The following is a 20,254-nucleotide window of genomic DNA, read 5'->3' as shown; positions in this document are numbered from 1 at the left end:
ACGTCCTTCCTCACCAGCAAAACCACCGGCATCGGCAACAGCGCACCGACAACCCCATCAAGCCTAGGCGACGACGGTCTCGGCCGAGTCGACGCGGTACTCGACGACGATCTGGCACGGCGAGGCCGGACCCCGACGCTCCTCAGTGGAGCCACCTCTTGAGGCGACGGGTGATCCACGGCAGCACCAGGTACACCATGAGCGGGGTGTTGATCAGCGTCGCGATCAACGTCTTGAGCACCAGTGGCATCCCACCGAGATGGGGAATCACCAGGAAGTTGATCAGCAGCGACATCGGGAAGAATCCCAGCCAGATGGTGACAGCCTGCTTCCACCGCGGCGGCGGCGCACCCATCACCCGGACCGCGTTGGTCAGCGTCGACTGTGGTTCGAACCACCCCTCGATACCCGAGAGGCGATGCGTCGCGTACTCGACGGCCACACCCTCACCGCGCGACAACCACGCTTTGCGCACCGGCGAGGAGTTCCAATCCTCGAGCGCATCGTCGTCGGCGAAGCGGTAGACGACGTAGTACTCGTCGGGCTTGCTGCTCGACCGCAACCATCCGCCGCCGAGAAAGCCGGGGAACGTACGGGCCAGCGCGATCCCGGCGTCCGTCCAGGTGACGAAGTCGTGTTCACGCCCGGACTCGATGCGTCGCGCGACGGACGTCGTGACGTGCTGTGTGCCGGGCGCGTCGTCGTGATCGGGAACCGAAACCATGTCCTCCATCGTGGCGGCAGCACGCGGCCGATGCCATCCGAGCACGCCCGCGGCCACGGTGCGACAATGTCGCACGTGTCATATCTGCTGCGCGTGTACCTCGAGGACCGCCCCGGCAGCCTCGGTCTGCTCGCCGTGCAGCTCGGGTCCGTCGGCGCTGACATCCTGTCCCTCGAGGTCGTCGAACGAGGTGACGGCTACGCCGTCGACGACCTCGTCGTCGACGTCGCGCCCGGCTCACTTCCCGATGCGTTGATCACCGCGGCCGAACGAGTCACCGGTGTGCGCGTCGACTCCATTCGTCCCTACAGCGGACTACTCGACACCCACCGCGAACTCGAGCTCGTCGACCAGGTGGCCACCGCCGACCACGACCGCCTACAGGTCCTCGTCGACAACGCGCCGCGCGTGCTGCGTGTGTCGTGGGCGATGGTCGTCACCCGGGCGGCGGGTGGTGTCCTCGCGCTCTACGGCAGCTCCGGCGCACCCGAGACGCCGCTGACCAGTGCTGACTGGCTTCCGCTCAGCGAGGCCGCGCAACTCGATCCCGACGCCGACTGGGTCCCCGGCGCCTGGCAGGACATGGACACCCGAATGGCAGCAGCCCCGCTCGGCGACGGCCGAAAAGCAGTGCTGCTCGGCAGGATCGGCGGCCCCGACTTCCGACCGTCGGAGATCGCGCGCCTCGGTTACCTCTCGGGCATCGTCAGCACTGTGCTGCGCACCGAGTCGTAGCCAGGCGGCACTCGGCGGGGATGCCGCCACCGTAGCGACGACGCGTCACTCGCGAATTGTCATGCGCGACAGCTTGTCTCCGCTGACTGTGTAGGTGAAGGTCGACGGACCGTTGAATCCGTCTCCGCCGACAGTCGCGATGACGACGGTGTCGGCACCCGCCGTCGTAGCCTTCGTGACGTCGAGAGTGACGTTCTCACCGATGAATTCGTTGTCGCTCCAACCGGTGATCGCGTCGGGTCCGGTGAAGACCCGCCCCCAATCGTCGACGGAACCGTCCGGCGTGAAGGCGTCGAGGAATGCATGCAGATCACCGGCATTCGTCGCGTCGATCGACGCGGCGACGGGCGCGGGTAGCGAGGTGGTCATGTCATCTCCCTTGATGAATCGGGTCGGGCAGGCACCCGGATCCGCAAGCAATCCGTCGGTGCCAGGTGAGGAAGTAGGGCCAGAATCCAGTCTGACCGGGTCAGCGCGTGGTGTACCCGCCGTTCGCGAAGATCGTTTGTCCGGTGATCCAATGCCCCTCTGTCGCAAGGAAGGTCACGATCGGCGCGATGTCTTCGATTCGGGTGAGGCGGTTTCCCATCGCCTGTGACTTGTGGAATTCCACACGCTCCGGCGTCTCTTGCGGATAGAAGAACGGCGTGTCCATCGGTCCGGGGCCGATGTTGTTGACCGAGATGCCGCGATCGGCGAACTCCTTGGAAGCCGCGCGGGTGAAGTGCTCGACAGGCGCCTTACCGCCGGCGTACGTCGAGTAGCCGTCGGTGTAGGCCGCGAGCAGAGAGGTGACGATGGTGATGATCGCACCGTCGTCGTTGAGCCGCTTTCCTGCTTCCTGCAGGAAGAAGTACGCAGCCTTCGCATTGATGTCGAACATCGAATCGTATTCGGCCTCAGTCGTTTCGACGATGGGCTTGCGCAACACTTTGCCGACGGTGTTGACCGCGATGTCGACGCCACCGAATGCGCCGACGGCCTCGTCGAAGAGCGCGGCGACCGCGGCAGGAGCGGTGAGGTCTCCCTGGACGATGATCGCCTTGCCGCCCAGCTCTTCGACCGCGGCCGCGGTCTTCTCCGCCTCCGGCCTGCTGGCATCGCTGTTGTAGTGGACGGCGACGTTGGCGCCGAGTCCCGCGAGATCGCGCGACACGAGTCCACCGAGATTCTTCGCACCTGCCGCCACGACGGCACTCTTTCCGTCGAGAGGGCGAGTGAGAACGGATGAGCTCTGATTCTGCGTCATGCCTTCGACGCTAGAAATCCCGAAACTCCAATTCAATCGGATCTTCCTGGACCTTACTCAAGTAAGATTTGCGCTATGGCTGAGCTGGACGACGCTGCCGCGCTGGACACCCGGCGACTCGAACAGTTCGTCGCGGTCGCGCAGGCCGGGACTCTGGCTGCGGCGGCGGAACAGATGTTCCTCACCCAGCAGGCGCTGTCGACGGCGCTGAGACAACTCGAGCGCGAGGTCGGCGTGACGTTGTTCGACCGGACAGGTCGACGCCTCGTATTGACCGCCGCAGGCGAGAATCTGCTCGAGGGTGCGCTTCCACTGCTCGCGGGCGCGCGCGAACTCGCACGATCGGTCCGACGTCGAGCCGCGGGCGTCCCCGACGCATTCACCATCGGACACTCGCCCGCCCTGTCGAGCGACGAGGTCTTCGCGCTCGTCGAACCCGCACTGCGGCTGCATCCCGCTGTATCGGTGACGCTGGTCAAGACATTTCCCGATCGATTCACCGACCAATTACTGTCGGGCGAGCTCGATGTGGTGTTGCGCCGAGGCGTCGAGACACCACCGCAACTGACGTCGTCGATCGTCACCTACCACCCGTTGCGGCTGGCGATGGCGGCGGACCACCGCTTGGCCGACGCGGACACCGTCTCGGTGAGCGCGCTCCTAGATGTACCCATCGTGGTGTGGGCACCGGAACGGCATTCCTTCTACACCGACTTTCTGGTCGCGCACCTGCGCGGCGGCGGCTTGGAGCCGACGTTGCGCATCTGCCGCGTCCAAGGTGCGCCGCCCGCGACGGCGGTGCTCGTCGACGACGACGCCGTCGCGTTCGTGACCGATCCGGTGGGCACGAGTCACGAAAATCGAGTCATCGTCAAGGATTTCGACGATCCGCCGCTGACCCCGGTGCAGGCGCTGTGGCTACCGCACACGGTTTCGGAGTTCAGGACCTCACTGCTCAACTCGGCTCCGCGTCGGACTCCGGAAGGGCGGCCGCCGGCCCCTCCCCCGTCTCCAGCAGGTGCTTGAAACCGTCTTCGTCGATCACAGGCACCTCGAGTTGTTCGGCCTTCGCAGCTTTGCTGCCCGGGGAATCGCCGACGACGACGTAGTCGGTTTTCTTCGACACCGAGCCCGACGCCTTGCCGCCGCGCACCAGGATTGCTTCCTTGGCGCCGTCGCGGGAGAAGTCCTGCAGCGAGCCGGTGACGACGATGGTCTTGCCCTCGAGCGTGCGCACGATGGACTCATCGCGCTCGTCTTCCATCGAAACCCCTGCGGCACGCCACTTCTCGACGATCTCGCGGTGCCAGTCGACGGCGAACCAGTCGTGAATACTCTGTGCGAGCGTTCCGCCGAGTCCCTCGACGTCGGCGAGTTGCTCGGGCGTCGCGTCTTCGATGGCCTGCAGCGAGCCGAATTCGGTTGCGAGAGAACGCGCCGCAGTGGGTCCGACGTGGCGGATCGACAGCGCGACGAGCACGCGCCAGAGCGGAACATCCTTGGCGCCTTGCAGATTGACGAGCAGACGCTTGCCGTTCGCCGAGAGTTTGCCGTCCTTGGTGGTGAACAGGTCGACCTTGGCGAGGTCGTCGGCGGTCAGTGAGAAGAGGTCGCCCTCGTTGACGATGACTCCGGAACCGAGCAGCGCTGTTGCTGCTTCGTACCCGAGCGCTTCGATGTCGAAGGCGCCGCGGCCGGCAAGGTGGAACAGCCGCTCACGCAGTTGTGCGGGACAGGATTTCGCGTTGGGGCAACGGATGTCGGCGTCGCTGTCTTTCTCGGGCCGCAGCGTGGAGCCGCATTCGGGGCAGCGCTCCGGCATCACGAACGCGCGTTCGCTACCGTCGCGCAACTCCACCACCGGGCCGAGCACCTCGGGGATCACGTCGCCTGCCTTGCGAATGGTGACAGTGTCGCCGATCAGCACACCCTTCCGGCGGACCTCGGACTCGTTGTGCAGCGTGGCACGCGAGACCGTCGAGCCTGCGACCAACACCGGTTCCATGAAGGCGAACGGGGTGACGCGGCCCGTCCGGCCGACGCCGACCTTGATGTCGAGTAGCTTGGTGGTGGCCTCCTCGGGTGGGTACTTGTACGCGATCGCCCAGCGAGGTGCACGCGAGGTGGAGCCGAGCCGACGCTGCTTGGCGAAGTCGTCGACCTTGACGACGATGCCGTCGATCTCATGCTCGACGTCGTGGCGGTGCTCGCCCCAGTACGCGATGCGGTCGAGGATCGCGTCGGCTCCCGACACCTTGGTTGTGTGCGTCGACACCGGTAGTCCCCACGCCCCGATCGCGAGGTAGGCGTCGTGCAGAGACTTCGGTTTCCAGCCCTCGGTGTGGCCGAGTCCGTGACAGATCATCCTGAGCCGACGCTTCGCCGTGATCTGCGGATTCTTCTGCCGCAACGAACCCGCCGCCGAGTTGCGCGGGTTGGCGAAGGGGGCCTTGCCGTCGTCGACGAGTGATGCGTTGAGCGCCTCGAAATCCTCGACGCGGAAGAAAACCTCACCGCGGACTTCGAGCACGTGCGGTATCGGGTACTCATCGGTCGCGGTCAGCCGCGCCGGGACGTCTTCAATGGTGCGGGCATTGAGGGTGACGTCTTCACCGGTGCGTCCGTCGCCGCGGGTGACGGCGTGGTCGAGCACGCCGTCGATGTAGACGAGCGCGAGCGCGACGCCGTCGATCTTGAGTTCGCACAGGTACTCGGTGCCGACACCGACTTCTTCCTCGACCCGCGAGACCCACGTACGCATCTCGTCGCCGTCGAAGACGTTGTCGAGCGACAGCATCCGCTCGAGGTGGTCGACCGGGGTGAACGCCGTGGAGAATCCGCCGCCGACCAGCTTGGTCGGCGAATCGGGCGTTGCGAGCTCGGGATGCGTGTCCTCGAGTTCTTGCAACTCACGCAGGAGACGGTCGAACTCGCCGTCGGAGATGATCGGCGCGTCCTTGACGTAATAGCGGAACTGGTGGTCGCGAATCTCTTCGGCGAGCTTCGACCACTGCTCACGCAGGTCTGCGCTGGGGTCCCTCGTCGTGGGATCCGTGGTTCCGACGTCTTGTGCCACCCTCAAAGACTATCGAAGGGCACCGACACGCCCTCCCATTCGGTGACGGTGCCCTATCGTCGACTCATGCCGCACCCCATCGTCTTCGACGACGCCGATCCGCTGCTCGGCCGGGTGCGTGCGATCGCACTCGCGCTACCCGACACCACCGAGGTGGTCGCGCACGGCCGTCCGACGTTCCGCTGCGGGAAGATGTTCGGCACGTACGGCGGCAGCATCAAGGGCGGCGAACGCCACGACCAGTCGTTGCTGTTCATCCCCGACGACGCCGAACGCGACGCCCTCGTCGACGATCCGCGGATCTTTCTGCCCGCGTACGTCGGCGTATACGGCTGGCTCGGAATGCTTCTCGACAAGAAGACCGACTGGGACGAGGTCGCCGAGCTTCTCGATGCGAGCTACCGCCACGTGGCGCCGAAGAAGTCGTTGGCCAAGCTTCCGCCGCTCTGAGGCGTCGACTCGGCTGTCGGACCGACCCACCGAGCTGAATGTGTGTCGAATGCGAGGATGTGTGTGCTGCAGCACCCACATCTTTCGAAACGACACACATTCAGGTGAGCGCCCGGCCGCCCACCAGTCCCAACGCCGCCAGCCCCCACGCAGCCGTCACAGCGCAGCCGTCACAGCGCCTGCGGGTCCTCCGACAGCAGTTCCCCTGCGCGTGCGCAGATGCCGAGGGCCGTGCGTGCCCAGGCTGGCGAGGCTCCGGCCAGGCCACACGTCGGAGTCGCGATCACGTTATCGGACAACACTTTTCGATCCAGTCCGATCCGATCGGTGATCGCGGCCAACCCGCTGGCGACCGTTTCGGCGCGGGCGCGTCGGTCGGCCCGCTGAGCCGACACCACACCCGCGACGAGGACATCGCCGCGTTCGATCAGCTCACCGATCCCGTCGAGGGTCTCGGTGTCGAGTACGTCTGGCCCCGAGGAGATCGCGGCGTCGAGCACCACCGAATGTCCGACGCCGCGCAACCGTCCGATCAGATCCCAGCGTGGCGCCGCGCAGTTGTGCACGATCGCCGGTCTACCCAACTGTTCGACGATGCCCGCGAGCGCGTCCACGACCTCGGGGAGTGGGATCGCGCGGATCGGATCGAGTCGGGTCAGCGGAGTCACCGTGCCGTCGAGGACTGCTCCAATCAGAGGTTCGTCGAGCTGCACGGTCACCTGCGCGCCCAGACGTCGGGCAACCTCCGCGGCGTGCTCGCGCAGTCCCTCGGCCGTCGACTCGACGACGTCATGCCACGCGCCGACGTCGCGGAGCACCTTGTGCCCATTGGGCAGCTCGACCGAGGCGGAGAAGGTGAACGGTCCACACACCGCCACCTTCACCTGACGCCCGGTACCGATGAATCCCGCTGTGTCCCAGAGCTCTTCGAGCGCGTCGAGGTCGAATCGCAGGTAGTCCGACGCCGCGCGGGTGACGGCGGAGGGGCGTGCCGCGAGCCGGTAGCCCCACGGCCCCGCGTCAATCGGCATGTCGACGAGCAGCGTACCCATCCGGCCGACCATGTCGGCTCCGATCCCGCGTGCGGGCAACTCCGCGAGGTAGGTGAAGTCGAGTTCGCCGCCCACGATCGCCGCGGCCTCAGTCGGATCGGTGCCCGGCATCGAGCCGACACCCGTACCGACACCGGTCGGCAGCGACGTCATCACATCACCGGTCAGTGCACACTCGACGACGCACCCGCGACGGCCTCGTCGTGGCGACGCACGTGCGAGGTGCCCGCGATACGACCCGAGCCGACGACCAGATCGCCTCGCTCGGCGTCGGGCAGGTACAGCACGGCTGCCTGGCCACGCGCGACGCCGGTCAGCGGCTCACGCAACTCGATGTCGATCCCGGGGCGTCCGTCGTCGCCGGTGACCGGTGTCGCGACCGCCTGCGCGAGTCCGCCGTGCGCGCGCACCTGCACGGTGCACTCGATCGGGCCGCTCGGCACCTGTCCGGACGTCCACACGGCCTTGGTGGCGGTGATCGACCAGACCTGCAGGTTCTCCGCGGCCCCGACGGTCACGGTGCCGGACTCGGGGTCGATGTCGGTGACGTAGCGCGGACGCCCGTCCGCGGCAGGTGCCTCGATACCGAGTCCCTTGCGCTGGCCGATGGTGAAGCCGTGGACGCCCTCGTGGTCGGCGAGACGTTCGCCGGAGTCGGCGTCGACGACGGCACCGGGACGCACCCCGATACGTGCGCCGAGGAACGCTCGGGTGTCGCCGGTCGGGATGAAGCAGATGTCGTGTGAGTCCGGCTTCGACGCGACCGACAGACCGCGTCGGGCGGCCTCGTCGCGGATCTGCGGCTTGGAGGTGTCGCCGACCGGGAACATGGCCCGCGACAACTGCTGCTGGGTCAGAACCGCGAGCACGTACGACTGGTCTTTGTCGTCGTCGACGGCACGACGCAGCTCACCGTCGGAGAGTCGCGCGTAGTGACCGGTTGCCAGTGCGTCGAAACCGAGCGCAACCGCCTTTTCGGCGAGCGCGGAGAACTTGATCTTCTCGTTGCAGGTCAGGCACGGGTTGGGCGTCTGCCCGGCGGCGTAGGCCTCGACGAACTCGTCGATCACGTCGTCCTTGAACTTCTCCGCGAAATCCCAGACGTAGAACGGGATGCCGAGAACGTCCGCAGCGCGTCGCGCATCGTCGGCGTCTTCGCGCGAACAACATCCGCGAGAGCCGGTGCGCAGCGCTCCGGGGGCCGTCGACAGAGCGAGGTGCACGCCGACCACCTCGTGGCCCGCGTCGACGGCACGTGCCGCGGCGACGGCCGAATCGACTCCTCCGCTCATGGCTGCCAGTACGCGCATCAGTTCCCCTTACCTGCGGGAGTCGAGACCAGTCCGGCGACGCGGGCGCGGTCGACGACCTCGCCGATGATCTCGGCGACCGACGCGATGTCGGCGTCGGTCGTGGAATGGGAGAGGGAGAAGCGCAGCGACCCGCGCGCGTCGGCCATGCTGACCCCCATGGCCAGCAACACATGGCTGGCCTGGGCAACGCCTGCGGTACATGCCGAACCCGTCGAGCACTCAACACCGTTGGCGTCGAGGAGCATCAGCAGCGAATCCCCTTCGCAGCCCGCGAAAGACACGTGCACGTTGCCGGGCAACCGACGATCGTCGCGAGGCCCGTTGGCGCTGGCTCCATCGATGGACAACAGCACGTCGAACAGTCGATCACGCATCGCTGAAACCTGCGGCAGCGTCTCGTCGAGAGTGTCGACCGACCGTCGCAGTGCAGCAGCAAGGCCGACGATCCCCGGCACGTCCTGGGTGCCCGATCGCAGATCCCGCTCGTGTCCGCCACCGTGCTGCAACGGAACACACTCGACGTCGCGCCCGAGAAGCAGGGCGCCACATCCGTACGGACCACCGAACTTGTGCCCGGCGATACTCATGGCGGAGAGCTTGCTGCCCGCGAAGTCGACGGGGACGTGACCGGCCGCCTGCACGGCGTCGGAATGCACGGGGACGCCGAACTCGATGCCGAGAGCCGCGATCTCGCTCACCGGCTGGATCGTTCCGACTTCGTTGTTGGCCCACATCACCGAGATCAGCGCCGTCTGCGCCGCATGCTGCTCGAGCTCGGCACGCACGTGCGCAACCGACACCGCACCCTCGGCGTCGACCGGGATCACGACGAGTTCGGCGCCGTCGTTGTCGGCCAACCACTGCGCGGCGTCGAGCACGGCGTGGTGCTCGACCGCGGAGACCATGATTCGACGACGCTGCGCGTCGCCTCTCCTACGTGCCCAAAAAATGCCCTTGACCGCCAGGTTGTCGGCCTCGGTGCCGCCGCTGGTGAAGATCACCTCCGACGGCCGCGCACCGAGTGCCGACGCGACGGTCTCGCGGGCTTCTTCCAGGTGACGCCGGGCACGACGACCCGAACCGTGCAACGACGACGCGTTACCCGGCTGGAGATAGCAGGCGGTCATCGCCTCGAGTGCCTCCGGCAGCAGGGCTGTCGTCGCGGCATTGTCGAGGTAGACCGGGGCGCGGGATGACGTGGACATACGCACCCCAGGATAAACGCGCGAACACCCGTGACCAATTCCGTCGTGCGGAGTCGGGTTACACCGGACCGGGAATCACCGGACGACTTGGCCCACAGCGAGCACGCCGGCGGGGTCGTGCTGGAGTGCCAGCGCTGCCAGCCAGGCCGCCGTCTCCTCGTCGTAGCAGGACCGGACACGTTCCGGGTCGGTGCTGGCGGTGAAGTTGGGAAGTCGTCCGCCGGTCGCCCACTCCGACATGTCGCCGAGCAGCCGGTCGGCGTGCCCGGGCACGATGTCGGCGATCGGTGGCACCAGGACGCCGACGACGTGCAGATTGAGCGCGGCGTCGCGGTGGCAGACCGCACTGTCGGGTCCGCGTTGCTCGGCGAACGCCCCTCCGAGCAGCCTCAGTTCCACCAGCAGTAGCGGCGAAGCGACCTCGGGTCCCGCGTGGTCGAGCAGCGTGCGCACCGCGTCGTCGGGCAGCCCCGACAGCAGCATGCCGTTCTCGTATGCAGGCTTCGGGTCGGTGGGGTCGGCATGGATCATGCCGACGGCGGCGTAGGGCATCGTGCCCACCGCGTCGAGAATCGGGGTCGCCACCGCGCGCATCGGCGCGAAGGTCGACGCCGCGGTGTCGGCGTCGGCGACGCTGGCGTAGCGCACGGCGACAGTGAGCTTGCCCGCGAGCATCGGCGGAACCCCCGGCATGTCGGGCAGCCGCAGGAGCGCGATCGACGTCGACGCCTCGCGGGGAAGATCCTGTGTCCACCGTTGCCATGCCGCGAGCACCGCCGCCGCGTCAGCTCCGTCGAAATAGACTGCGCCGCCATAGAATTCCGCGATCGGCAGTAATTCGATCTCCAACTCCGTGACGATGCCGAGCGTGGCCTTCCCGCCGCGGCAACCCCAGAACAGATCGGGATCTGCATCGGCGCTGACCCGCCGGACGAGCCCGTCACCGGTGACCATCTCGATGGCGCGCACATAATCCGACGACACCCCGACCGACCGGACGAGCGGCCCGATACCGCCGCCGGACAGAAATCCCGCTACGCCAACGCCAGGCGCCGATCCGCACAGCGGCGCGAGTCCGAACTGCGCTGCCGCCTCGATGACCCGCTGCCAGCGGACGCCTGCACCGACCCGCGCTGTCCGCGTTGCTGGATCGATCTCGCACGTGTCGAGCGCACCGGTCCGGATCAACAACGACCGTCCGTCGGTCGGCGTCGCGCCGTGTCCGGTGGCATGGACGGCAACCGTCATGTCGTTTGCCGCGGCGAACGCGACTGCCGCGGCAACATCGTCGCTGCCTGCCGCGTCGACGACCGCCCACGGGCGCCTCGACACCGAGGCGTTGAAGCTCACTGTCGCGTAGCCCTCCTCGGTCGGACGGAAGACATTTCCGCGAATCCTGGCCCGCAGGCCCGCGATGTCGGCTTGGTCGATCCCTGTCGGTGTCTGGGTCATGGCGATGCTCCTCGAATGTGCACGTGGCGACCGGCTGATCCGGCCGCACTCACACGATGTCGGCACACCCTTGGGATGATCTTGCGGTCTTCTTGGAGTGCACACCAGCCGATGTCCATCGTTTAGCGCACACCAATTCGTGCAGGTCAGACAATGCGCCCAGCGGTCGCCGCCGAAGCGAGTGCGCTCATGCCGGCAGCAGCAGCGAGCGCGGAGATATCGGCGAGCTCGCGCTCACGCCGCGCTCCTGCGGGCGCGCGGGATGCCGCGGCCATCCGACGCCGCAGGACCCCTGGTGTACTGGCCTGGGTCTCGGACAATTCTCGCGCACGCCCGAGCGCTTCGATGGCAGCGTCGTCGTCGCCGATCAGGAAATACAACTCCGCGAGGGCGAGGTCGACCGGGCCGATGCACCCGACCTGCCCCACGGTGGCGATGCACCGCGTGAATCGACCGAGGTACTCGATGAAGGGCTCTGCGCGATCGGTCAATTCGAGTTCGACGACGACGCCGGCCAGGATGACTGCCTGCGCGAGCGACGTCCACATCATGGGTTCTCGCTCCCCCAGCCAGGCGTCGATCATCGTGATCGCGAGGTCGACGTCTCCGTGGATGCCCGCAACGGTGGCGACGCCCGAGGCCAGCAGCGTCGCAACGGAATTGCCCGGCGCACCGGACACCACGGAGCGCACCCACTCCAGGCGGTCGCTTCCATCGATTCCCAGGACGTCGTCGACGATCTGCTCGAACATTCCCTCCTGCGTTGCCATCGCCATCATCGCGAGCGCACCACTACCGGCGACGTAGAGTTGCGTCTGCTGGTGGACCGCGTACGCGGTCTCGAAATGCGTACGCGCACGGTCGAATTCACCATGCCACACCGCGATGGCCGCCTCCATCCATCGCAGTTGTGCGCGCAGTATCGGTAGGCGCATCCGTTCGCTGCCGACGATCCCGCGCCGTAGGTGCCGTTCGGCGGCATCAAGGTCGCCGAGTTTTATCGTCGCCATCGACAGCACGGAATCGACGATCACCTCATCGAGCGCCGATGACGCATGCGGAAGTTCGCGAATGGCGACACCGAGTGCGACCGCCTCCTGTGCCCGATCGGCGACACCGGAGTACGTGAGCAGGCGCGCGACCATGACGTCGGCGAGCACGTCGGAATCATCGAGCCGGCGCGCGAGCACCTCCGCACGGGCGAGAAGCGTCGCAGGAATCGCGGCGTCGCGGTTGTAGCAGGTGCCAACGGCCAACGCGCCCAATACCCGTGCGCTGCTCGCGGCGTCGCCGTCGGTGAACTCACCGACGGTCGTCAAGATGTCCTGGAGCGGGCCGGTCTCGGTTCCCGGCGCAACCCACGGCCATCCCCCGCCGGACCTGATCAACGTGGCGGCGAGACGTCCAGCCGTCTGCGGACTCCCCGAACGCATCGCGTCCGTCAGCCGTTCGCCCACCATCTCGAGCACCGTCGCGACATTTCCGGCACGCAGATGGGCGTCGAGCAGGTCGACGAGCAGGGCATCGCGCACTGCGACATCGGCCACGGCCTGATCGGACGCCTCATATGTGCGTAGGGCGGCATCGAGCCAGTACGCGGCGTTGATCGAATCCCATCGTGACGTCGCGTCGGCCGCGACTCGACGACACGCCTCGATCACGTCGGCGACCTCGGCCAACGGCAGGGCTCGCAGGAGATGACCGGCCCGCCGCGCCAACGAAGCCGAATCCGTCGACGGCGCAAGCACGTCGGCTGTCCGCAGGTGAATTCTGCAGCGCCGCAACGTTTTGATGCCCGCCATCGCTTCTTCGCGCAGCAACGCGTGCCCGAACACGGCACGCCCGTGTCCAGCGTCGGTCACCACTATCCGCTCGTCGACGGCGTCGTCGATGCAGTCGGCAACCTCGTCGACATCACGGTCCATCACCTGAGCGAGAAGAGGGACGTCGATGTCGCCGCCGCCGATGACCGCGGCATAGCCGACGACCTCACGTGTCGCGGGGTCGAGCGAGGCGAGGCGTCGATCGAGTACCGAACGGACGGCAGCCGGAACGACTTCTCGGCGTTGCGAATCCGGCAGCCGCGCATACTCTGTGACGAAAAGTGGGTTACCGCCGGTGCGCTCGACGAGCTCGTCGAGCTCGCCCTGCGAGAGCTCGACGTCGGATATCTCTCGCACCAATGCCGTGACCTCGTGGCGTGCCAACGCGGGAACATCGACGACACGACCCCCTGCCCGCACCATCGCCGAACGCAGGCGAGCGATCGCAGGCCCGCCCTCCTCGTCTCGCACCGTGACGATCACCCGCACCGCCACCCGCTGCAACGCCGTGGTCAGGTAGACCAGCAGGTCTATCGACATCGGATCCGCCCACTGCGCGTCGTCGACGATGACGGTGACCGGTCGCGATGCAGCGCGCGACTCGAGGAGAGCCTGTACACGTTCGTACACAGCGAACCGTGCGGCGTCGGCGTCGACGCCGGGTGGAACCGACAACACCGAGTCGGCGTCGGCGTTCAGCCCGCGGCACAGTTGACGCATCGGCCACCACGCCGGAATGCCCTGGGAATCAGGACATCTCACCCACACGACGACGTCGCCGTTGGCCGACGCCATTCGAGCTGCCTCTTCGGCGAGCCTGGTCTTCCCGATCCCTGCCGCACCCCACAGCGCGAGCCATCGCGTGATCGGACCCCGGTCGTCGACGAAAAGCGTTGCCAGCGTGCGCCTCTGCGCATCACGTCCGACAAGGGCGCCTTCCGGCTCGGCCGCCACTCCTTCGACGGCGGCAGTGACGTCCGGAGCCCGGGCGTATGCGTCGCGTGCGTCGACCCCTGGCGCAGCAGGATTGTCGGCATCAGAGTTGTCGGCATCGATCCCGGTGATCGGCGAGGCCACCGTGCCGGCCCCCGACCAGCGGGGCGCGCGCGGCCACGCGGCGATTTCGGCGTCGTGGCGCAGAATGGCGCCCTGCAGATCGCGCAGTTCGTTGCCCGGTTCGAGGCCGAGTTCGTCGTCGAGTCGTCGAACATGCTCGGTGTAGGCCGCGAGCGCATCGGCACCTCGGCCCGCACGGTAGAGCGCCATCATGTGCAACCAGACAGCACGATCGCGGAGCGGGTCGAGCGCGCGCAACGCCGCTGTCTCGGTGAGCGCCTGACCGGTGTCGCCGTGTGCGAGCAGCGTCGTGATGTACGCCTCCGTGACGGAAAGTCGAGTCTCGGACGCCGCAACGGAATCGGCGCCAACCCACTTCTCGTCGGCCATATCTGCCAACAAGGGTCCACGCCATAGTCGGCGTGCCTGTTCGCAGAGTTGCAGTGCGTCATGCCAACGAGCGCCGTCGACCTCGTCGCGAATCCTGCGCGCGAGCGCGAGGTACTCGACAAGGTCGACGGAGTCGTCGGCGATGGTCAGTCGATATCCGGGATTGACCCTCTCGATGGGCGACGGCCCACCGGACTCGCCCCGCAGCGCGCGCCGCAGATTGGAGATGTAGGCCTGCAGGCTCGTCGTTGCGGCGGGCGGCGGATGCGTGCCCCACACCGAATCGATCAGCCGATCAACCGACACCACCGCGCCGCGCGCAAGGATCAACGCGCCCAGGACGATTCGCTGCTTGGGCGATCCGAGGTCGACTGTCTCGCCCGCGCGACGCACCTCGAGGGGACCGAGGATCAGATACTCCCGCATCTCTCCCCTCACACCTGTGGACCGGAATGTCGGAAAAACGGCGATTTCGAGTGTACGACCGGCATCGCAACGATGTTGGCTGTCTGAGCCGGATCGACCGACCCGACAGCATCGACACTCGCACGTGCCGACCGCATTGCCACGATCACCACGACCGCACCGAGTGCCGCGATCGCGGCACTGATCCACAACGCGCGGCCGAGCGCGTCGACGTAGGCGGCGGGCTGTCCGCCGTTCAAGACAGACACCGCAGGAAATACCGCACCCAGTGCTGCCACGCCTAGCGCGATTCCCGACTGACGGAAGACATCGTTGACACCGGCGGCAAGACCCGCGTCGTCGTGCGCTGCCTCGGCCAACACGACCCCGCTCATCACGGGATTGAACACACCCGCGCCGACGCAGGCCACGAGGAAGCCGGGCACCATGATCCAGCCACTGCTGTGCTCGCCGGCACGCGTCATCCAGACCAGTCCGGCGGCGACCGCGACCAGGGCCGTCGAGAGCAGCACCCAGGGCGCGATGCGTCCGACGACGCGATCGGTGAGACCCGCGACGACGAGCATGACCATCGTCCCCGGCAGGTACACGAGGCCCGCGGCGATCGCCGACATCCCGAGCACCCCCTGCAGGTAGATGGTCACGTATACGAACACGGCGAACATCGACGCACTGATCGCGAACGTCGCGACCTGAGCTCCCGTAAAGGCAGGGTTGGTGAACATGCGCAGCGGCAGCATAGGTTGCGCGACAACGGATTCGACGACGATGAGCGCAACGAGCGCGATCCCGGCGATGCCGAATGCGCTCAGGGTGACCGCATCCGCCCAACCGCGCGCGTTGGCTTCGACGAGTCCATAGGTCAGCGCACCCAGCGCGAGAACAACGCTGAGCTGACCCCAGACGTCGCCCCGTCGCGGACAACTACTCGCGGACTCGTCGATCCAGCGTGTCGCGTAGACCATTGCAATCCCCAGCGGAATGTTGACGACGAAGATCGCGCGCCAGTCGATCCAGTCGGTGAGGACGCCGCCGAGCAGTGGCCCCACAGCGAACGACGCTCCGATGGTCGCCCCATAGGCCGCCAATGCCTTGGTCCGTTCTTCTTTCCCGGGAAATGCGTTCGCCAGCAACGCAAGTGACGAGGCGAACAGCAGCGCGGCGCCGAGCCCCTGGCCGACACGAGCGGCATTCAAGGTGCCGATGTCACCCGCAGCCGCACAGACCGCGGACCCGATGGTGAACACCACGGCACCTACGACGAAGACGCGGCGTCGGCCGATGCGGTCGGCCCATGCACCTGCGCTGAGAACGATCGTCGCCAACGCCAGCGTGTATCCATCGATCACCCATTTGAGCGAGGTCATCCCCGCGTCGAACTCGCGTGCCATCGCGGGGAGCGCTGTGTTGACCACCGCGATGTCGAGCATGAGCATCGCGGTTGCCACACACACCACGGCGAGCGTCACGCGCTGGACCGGGGTCCACCTCGGCTTTGCAACGTCGGCGGGGCTGTCGGGCAGCCGGCCCGGGCCGGTTGCGTGAGCGTGTGCTGTGCGAATGTGTGGCCTGTGACTGCGTTTCGTCTGCGCCATGACTTCTGCCTTTGTGTCGATCCTTCAGGGACGACGACAGAGTGCGATGACGCGCTTGGCGATCCCTTGTCGACTTCTTGACGCGGGTGGTCAGGGCGCAGGTGTGGTTGGAGCGTCGACGCTCAGAACTCAGTCACGTTCGAGGTAGAAGTAGAAATGGCGGCCGCCGATGAGGCCGCCGGTGCCATTCATGATGCCCATCACCGTGGTGTCGTCGACGCGCTTGAAGTGGTCGATCACCGGCTGGCCGTCGTAGACCATCGACGCAGTGGCCTCGCCGCGGAACTCGATGGTCCACAGCGACGCTTCACCCTTACCGACGCGGGTGTTGGAATACAGCTCACCCGATTCGTTGCGACATACCAGCGGTTGCACCTCACTGAGCGAGATGAAGTTCTTACCGTGCCAACCGATCTTGGTCAGTAGCCCGTTCATCGCATGCCCGGTGGCGAACTCGCCACCGCGCCAACTCCCGAGCATGTCTGCCGGTCTGAGTGTCTCCAGGTCTGCCCAGACCGCGTCGAGGTCGGCGTCGGCGATGGTGCTGCGAGCCGAACGCAGCTCGACGAACCGCGCCCGTGCGGCCTCGCGGCGTGCGTCGACAGCGTTCTCGGTAGGTGTCTGCGAACTCAAGGTCACGAAATCTCCCCGACGGCTGGGCGCACCGATACACACGGCGCGGCTTTTTTCTCACCGTATCGGATCGAGCGATCGGGTGTGTCCGCAGTCACCGGCGCGAGTGCCGCCGTTCGCGCCCGTCGCCTACTCACGGATGAGCGTGCGCGGGAACCCCTCCGACAAGTTCGGCGCAGCGTTCGGCGAGTTCACGGCGGTCCGAACCGGGAAGTTGGGACTCGTGCACCTGGACGCGCACCGCGAGACCGCGGGTGCGCAGCACGCGTCGCAGCGTGTCTGCGGGCGAATCGTCGCCGATGAAACCTGGTGCGGACGTGACCATTCCGGAGACCTCGAACTCCACGTGAAGCGGAATGACAGGCACTCCGGCGTCGATCGCCGCCTGGAAGAACGCGGGTCGGAAGTCACCGCGGGCACGTCCGCACCACGTGGTGCCCTCCGGGAAGACCGCCACCGAGTTGTCGGCCTGCAGTTCTGCCACCGCCCTATCGACGGTTGCGGGCAGGGTACGCAGCGAGCCGCGATCGATCGAGATGATTCCGAGCCGCCGTGCGAGCGTCGACACGACGGGCATCGACATCACGTCGCATTTGGCGACGAACCGAGCCGGGTTGACGACGGCGACGGCGAGGATGTCGAGATACGAGATGTGATTGGAGACCACGAGCCCACGGGTGCTCGCGGAGAACGGTCGACGATCGTCGATCACCACTCGAACCCCCACCGACCACAGCAGGGTTCGCGCACTCGTGCGGATGTATGCCCGACGCAGGAGTCGTGGCAGGAACACCATGAGCGATCCCACCAGCAGGACGACGGCCGTCGATGCCGCGAGCAGCGCGACCCGAATCGCGACGACGAACACATTCGCCGGGGCGAATGGATTGTCGGCGTGGCAGAGGTCACCGCACGGGCTGGCCGGGTACCACGCGTGACGGTGGCTCTCGGTCCTGATCGTCGCAGGTGACGTGGAGTCGTGGGCGGGAGCAGGATGCACTGTGGGTGCCACTGTCTGCGTTGACAGTTGTCCGGCGGACGTCGGAGGGCTGATGATCGCTGCGGCCGTCATACGAACCTCACTCTCGGGGAGATACTGCGAGTCGCGCGCCTGTCGCACGAAGTCTGTCGAGGTAGCGGGTGTTGGCGTGTTCGCGGTCGATGATCGTGACGAAGTCGCCGACGTCGAAGATCTCGTCGACCGCCGGGTCGCCGCACACCGTCGCGCCGAGGCGCAGGTAGGCACGCAGCAGCGGCGGGAGGGTGAGCGTCGACGGTGGCTCGATCTCGCCGAGGGTGCGGCCGTCGATCAGTGGGGTGTGCAGCGGGAAGGTTCGCCACGGCGCCCGGTGACGCGCGAGCACGTGGTCGCGGACGCCGCGCAGCGTCGAACCCCGCAGTTCCTCACCGGGACCACTGAGCGGAACCGAGACGCAGCCCATCAGGTAGCGGTAGTCCGCATCGTCGAGGTATCGCAGCACCGCGGCCCAGAGCAGCGCGGTGATCGCCCCATGGCGATGGCCCGGCGCCACGCATGCGCGACCCATCTCGACGACCGACCCGCCGATCTCGTTGATCTCGGTCAGGTCGAACTCGGTTGCCGAGTACCAGCCGCCCGCGGCGATGGCTCGCGGCGGTGCGAGCAGTCGGGCGCAGCCGAGGACGCCGTACACGTCGTCGATGGCGACGAGGTGCTCGGCGAAGTCGTCGACGTGGTCGGCGTCGCGGCGGGTTGTCGCGTCGCCGATCTGATCGGAGAAACCCGGCTCTGCGGCGAAGACGTCGTAGCGGAGCCGTTGGACGGCGTCGATCAGCTCCGGGGACTCGGTGAGGACGATCCGCAGGCGCCCGGCATCGACCAGGGTGCGGCTGTGTGCAACACCGCGGGTGTCCAGTACGTCTGTCATGCCCCAGATGAAAGCCAGTCGCAACGACCGGCCTGCTACGTGCGCGTGACGTGTCGGGGCGCGCTCGGTGAACAGAAAGCAGCGATCCCCGACCCAGGTGGGCCGGGGATCGCTGTGGGTGGTTTCGACAGGCTCAACCAGCGGCGGGCAGCTCAACCAGCAAGCCCGATGATCGAGCGATTAACCGCTGATCGAGCTTGTCGAGATCACTTGCGCTTCTTGACCTCTTCGGTCAGCTGCGGTGCGACGTTGAAGAGGTCGCCGACGATGCCGAAGTCAGAGATCTCGAAGATCGGTGCTTCCTCATCCTTGTTGACGGCGACGATCGTCTTCGAGGTCTGCATGCCTGCGCGGTGCTGGATGGCGCCCGAGATGCCCAGTGCGACGTAGAGCTGCGGCGACACGGTCTTACCGGTCTGACCGACCTGGAACTGGCCCGGGTAGTAGCCCGAGTCGACGGCGGCACGCGAGGCGCCGACAGCGGCACCGAGCGAGTCGGCGAGTTCTTCGACGACGGAGAACTTCTCGGCGCTTCCGACGCCACGACCACCGGAGACGACGATCGACGCCTCGGTGAGCTCCGGACGGTCGCCACCGACGTTCGGCTCGACCTTGGTGATCTTCACGCCACCCTCCTGCGCCGGGACCTCGACGTCGACGCGCTCGCCCGCAGCAGCCTGCGGTGCGGCCTCGACGCCACCGGGGCGCACGGAGAAGATGGGGGTGTCACCCTTGGCCTGCGCGTCGACGGTGAACGCGCCACCGAAGATCGAGTGGACGCCGACAGCGCCTTCCTTGACGTCGACGACGTCGGCGAGCACGCCCGAGCCGAGACGCACGGCAAGACGACCTGCGATCTCCTTGCCGTCGGCGTTGGCCGCGACGAGGATGCCCGCGGGCGATGCCTGCTCAGCGACCGACGACAGGACGTCGACCTTGGGGCTGATCAGGTAGTTGGCCGCGTCGTCGGACTCGGCGACGTAGATCTTCTCGGCACCGGCGGCCTTGAGGTCGTCGATGATGCCGTCGGCGCCACCGGGTGCGCCGACCACGACGGCCGACGGCGTACCGAGTGCACGAGCGGCGGTGATCAGTTCGTTGGTCACCTTCTTGAGGGCGCCCTCGGCGTCCTGTTCGACCAGAACGAGTACTTCTGCCATTGTTTTGC

Annotated in this window: 17 protein-coding genes; 3 read left to right on the top strand and 14 right to left on the bottom strand. The window is 66.9% G+C overall.

What is annotated here, in order from left to right:
* Nucleotides 1–142 precede the first annotated feature (142 nt).
* Nucleotides 143–733 carry an antibiotic biosynthesis monooxygenase gene (locus tag ACRVY7_RS16230; protein WP_049698619.1) on the bottom strand — a complete coding sequence of 197 codons (591 nt, stop codon included), beginning with the start codon at nt 731–733 and terminating at the stop codon, nt 143–145.
* A gap of 57 nt (nt 734–790) precedes the next feature.
* Here ACRVY7_RS16230 and ACRVY7_RS16225 point away from each other — a divergent pair, with 57 nt between their 5' ends.
* Nucleotides 791–1,459: an ACT domain-containing protein gene (locus ACRVY7_RS16225; protein ID WP_049698410.1), complete on the top strand. Its 669-nt coding sequence runs from the start codon at nt 791–793 to the stop codon at nt 1,457–1,459.
* Between the two features lie 45 nt (nt 1,460–1,504).
* On the opposite strand, the gene ACRVY7_RS16220 is transcribed toward ACRVY7_RS16225, so the two are convergent.
* The gene (locus tag ACRVY7_RS16220; protein ID WP_431817785.1) at nt 1,505–1,828 is read right to left on the bottom strand and encodes a nuclear transport factor 2 family protein; all 324 of its coding nucleotides are present in this window, start codon (nt 1,826–1,828) and stop codon (nt 1,505–1,507) included.
* 100 nt (nt 1,829–1,928) lie between these two features.
* A complete protein-coding gene (locus tag ACRVY7_RS16215; protein ID WP_049698411.1) occupies nt 1,929–2,708 on the bottom strand; it encodes an SDR family oxidoreductase in 780 nt (259 codons plus the stop codon).
* 75 nt (nt 2,709–2,783) lie between these two features.
* On the opposite strand from ACRVY7_RS16215, the gene ACRVY7_RS16210 reads away from it, so the two are divergent.
* Complete coding sequence (locus ACRVY7_RS16210) at nt 2,784–3,734, top strand: LysR family transcriptional regulator (protein ID WP_431817784.1); 951 nt, start codon at nt 2,784–2,786, stop codon at nt 3,732–3,734.
* On the opposite strand, the gene ligA is transcribed toward ACRVY7_RS16210, so the two are convergent.
* On the bottom strand, nt 3,664–5,784 hold the full coding sequence (gene ligA / locus ACRVY7_RS16205) for an NAD-dependent DNA ligase LigA (RefSeq protein ID WP_431817783.1): 2,121 nt from the start codon (nt 5,782–5,784) through the stop codon (nt 3,664–3,666). The two genes, ACRVY7_RS16210 and ligA, sit on opposite strands and share 71 nt — an antisense overlap.
* Nucleotides 5,785–5,850: 66 nt before the next feature.
* Between ligA and ACRVY7_RS16200 the strand changes: the two genes are divergently transcribed.
* Nucleotides 5,851–6,234: an MmcQ/YjbR family DNA-binding protein gene (locus ACRVY7_RS16200; protein ID WP_049698414.1), complete on the top strand. Its 384-nt coding sequence runs from the start codon at nt 5,851–5,853 to the stop codon at nt 6,232–6,234.
* A 170-nt stretch (nt 6,235–6,404) separates the two neighbouring features.
* Here the strand turns inward: ACRVY7_RS16200 and ACRVY7_RS16195 are convergent, their stop codons facing one another.
* From ACRVY7_RS16195 to ACRVY7_RS16150, 10 genes are all read right to left on the bottom strand, one after another.
* Nucleotides 6,405–7,439 (bottom strand): uroporphyrinogen decarboxylase/cobalamine-independent methonine synthase family protein, encoded by a 1,035-nt coding sequence (locus ACRVY7_RS16195; protein WP_431817782.1) that lies wholly within the window; start codon nt 7,437–7,439, stop codon nt 6,405–6,407.
* 11 nt (nt 7,440–7,450) lie between these two features.
* Complete coding sequence (gene mnmA, locus ACRVY7_RS16190) at nt 7,451–8,596, bottom strand: tRNA 2-thiouridine(34) synthase MnmA (protein WP_431817781.1); 1,146 nt, start codon at nt 8,594–8,596, stop codon at nt 7,451–7,453.
* Nucleotides 8,596–9,804: a cysteine desulfurase family protein gene (locus ACRVY7_RS16185; protein WP_064870261.1), complete on the bottom strand. Its 1,209-nt coding sequence runs from the start codon at nt 9,802–9,804 to the stop codon at nt 8,596–8,598. Before ACRVY7_RS16185 ends, mnmA begins: the two co-directional genes overlap by 1 nt.
* A 75-nt stretch (nt 9,805–9,879) precedes the next feature.
* Nucleotides 9,880–11,256: an FAD-binding oxidoreductase gene (locus ACRVY7_RS16180; RefSeq protein WP_431817780.1), complete on the bottom strand. Its 1,377-nt coding sequence runs from the start codon at nt 11,254–11,256 to the stop codon at nt 9,880–9,882.
* Between the two features lie 146 nt (nt 11,257–11,402).
* A complete protein-coding gene (locus ACRVY7_RS16175) occupies nt 11,403–14,951 on the bottom strand; it encodes an ATP-binding protein (RefSeq protein WP_431817779.1) in 3,549 nt (1,182 codons plus the stop codon).
* 8 nt (nt 14,952–14,959) lie between these two features.
* Complete coding sequence (locus ACRVY7_RS16170; protein ID WP_431817884.1) at nt 14,960–16,408, bottom strand: MFS transporter; 1,449 nt, start codon at nt 16,406–16,408, stop codon at nt 14,960–14,962.
* A 267-nt stretch (nt 16,409–16,675) separates the two neighbouring features.
* A complete protein-coding gene (locus ACRVY7_RS16165) occupies nt 16,676–17,185 on the bottom strand; it encodes a DUF4334 domain-containing protein (protein ID WP_431817778.1) in 510 nt (169 codons plus the stop codon).
* A 127-nt stretch (nt 17,186–17,312) separates the two neighbouring features.
* On the bottom strand, nt 17,313–18,251 hold the full coding sequence (locus ACRVY7_RS16160) for a lysophospholipid acyltransferase family protein (protein ID WP_431817777.1): 939 nt from the start codon (nt 18,249–18,251) through the stop codon (nt 17,313–17,315).
* A gap of 7 nt (nt 18,252–18,258) precedes the next feature.
* Nucleotides 18,259–19,161 (bottom strand): GNAT family N-acetyltransferase, encoded by a 903-nt coding sequence (locus tag ACRVY7_RS16155; RefSeq protein WP_431817883.1) that lies wholly within the window; start codon nt 19,159–19,161, stop codon nt 18,259–18,261.
* Between the two features lie 131 nt (nt 19,162–19,292).
* Nucleotides 19,293–20,246 carry an electron transfer flavoprotein subunit alpha/FixB family protein gene (locus ACRVY7_RS16150; RefSeq protein WP_049698423.1) on the bottom strand — a complete coding sequence of 318 codons (954 nt, stop codon included), beginning with the start codon at nt 20,244–20,246 and terminating at the stop codon, nt 19,293–19,295.
* Between the last annotated feature and the right edge of the window lie 8 nt (nt 20,247–20,254).

Origin of the sequence: Gordonia jacobaea, assembly GCF_965344965.1 — a bacterium.
In the GTDB taxonomy this organism is placed as follows: domain Bacteria; phylum Actinomycetota; class Actinomycetes; order Mycobacteriales; family Mycobacteriaceae; genus Gordonia; species Gordonia jacobaea.
Note: the sequence above shows the minus strand (reverse complement) of the source record. Positions and strands in the feature narration are given on the sequence as shown.

Bases quoted from the DNA above. Each gene is read 5' to 3' on its own strand.
- ACRVY7_RS16230 (WP_049698619.1), bottom strand. From the start codon at position 733: ATGGAGGACATGGTTTCGGTTCCCGATCACGACGACGCGCCCGGCACA.
- ACRVY7_RS16225 (WP_049698410.1), top strand. From the start codon at position 791: ATGTCGCACGTGTCATATCTGCTGCGCGTGTACCTCGAGGACCGCCCC.
- ACRVY7_RS16220 (WP_431817785.1), bottom strand. From the start codon at position 1,828: ATGACCACCTCGCTACCCGCGCCCGTCGCCGCGTCGATCGACGCGACG.
- ACRVY7_RS16215 (WP_049698411.1), bottom strand. From the start codon at position 2,708: ATGACGCAGAATCAGAGCTCATCCGTTCTCACTCGCCCTCTCGACGGA.
- ACRVY7_RS16210 (WP_431817784.1), top strand. From the start codon at position 2,784: ATGGCTGAGCTGGACGACGCTGCCGCGCTGGACACCCGGCGACTCGAA.
- ACRVY7_RS16200 (WP_049698414.1), top strand. From the start codon at position 5,851: ATGCCGCACCCCATCGTCTTCGACGACGCCGATCCGCTGCTCGGCCGG.
- ACRVY7_RS16195 (WP_431817782.1), bottom strand. From the start codon at position 7,439: ATGACGTCGCTGCCGACCGGTGTCGGTACGGGTGTCGGCTCGATGCCG.
- mnmA (WP_431817781.1), bottom strand. From the start codon at position 8,596: ATGCGCGTACTGGCAGCCATGAGCGGAGGAGTCGATTCGGCCGTCGCC.
- ACRVY7_RS16185 (WP_064870261.1), bottom strand. From the start codon at position 9,804: ATGTCCACGTCATCCCGCGCCCCGGTCTACCTCGACAATGCCGCGACG.
- ACRVY7_RS16180 (WP_431817780.1), bottom strand. From the start codon at position 11,256: ATGACCCAGACACCGACAGGGATCGACCAAGCCGACATCGCGGGCCTG.
- ACRVY7_RS16175 (WP_431817779.1), bottom strand. From the start codon at position 14,951: ATGCGGGAGTATCTGATCCTCGGTCCCCTCGAGGTGCGTCGCGCGGGC.
- ACRVY7_RS16160 (WP_431817777.1), bottom strand. From the start codon at position 18,251: ATGACGGCCGCAGCGATCATCAGCCCTCCGACGTCCGCCGGACAACTG.
- ACRVY7_RS16150 (WP_049698423.1), bottom strand. From the start codon at position 20,246: ATGGCAGAAGTACTCGTTCTGGTCGAACAGGACGCCGAGGGCGCCCTC.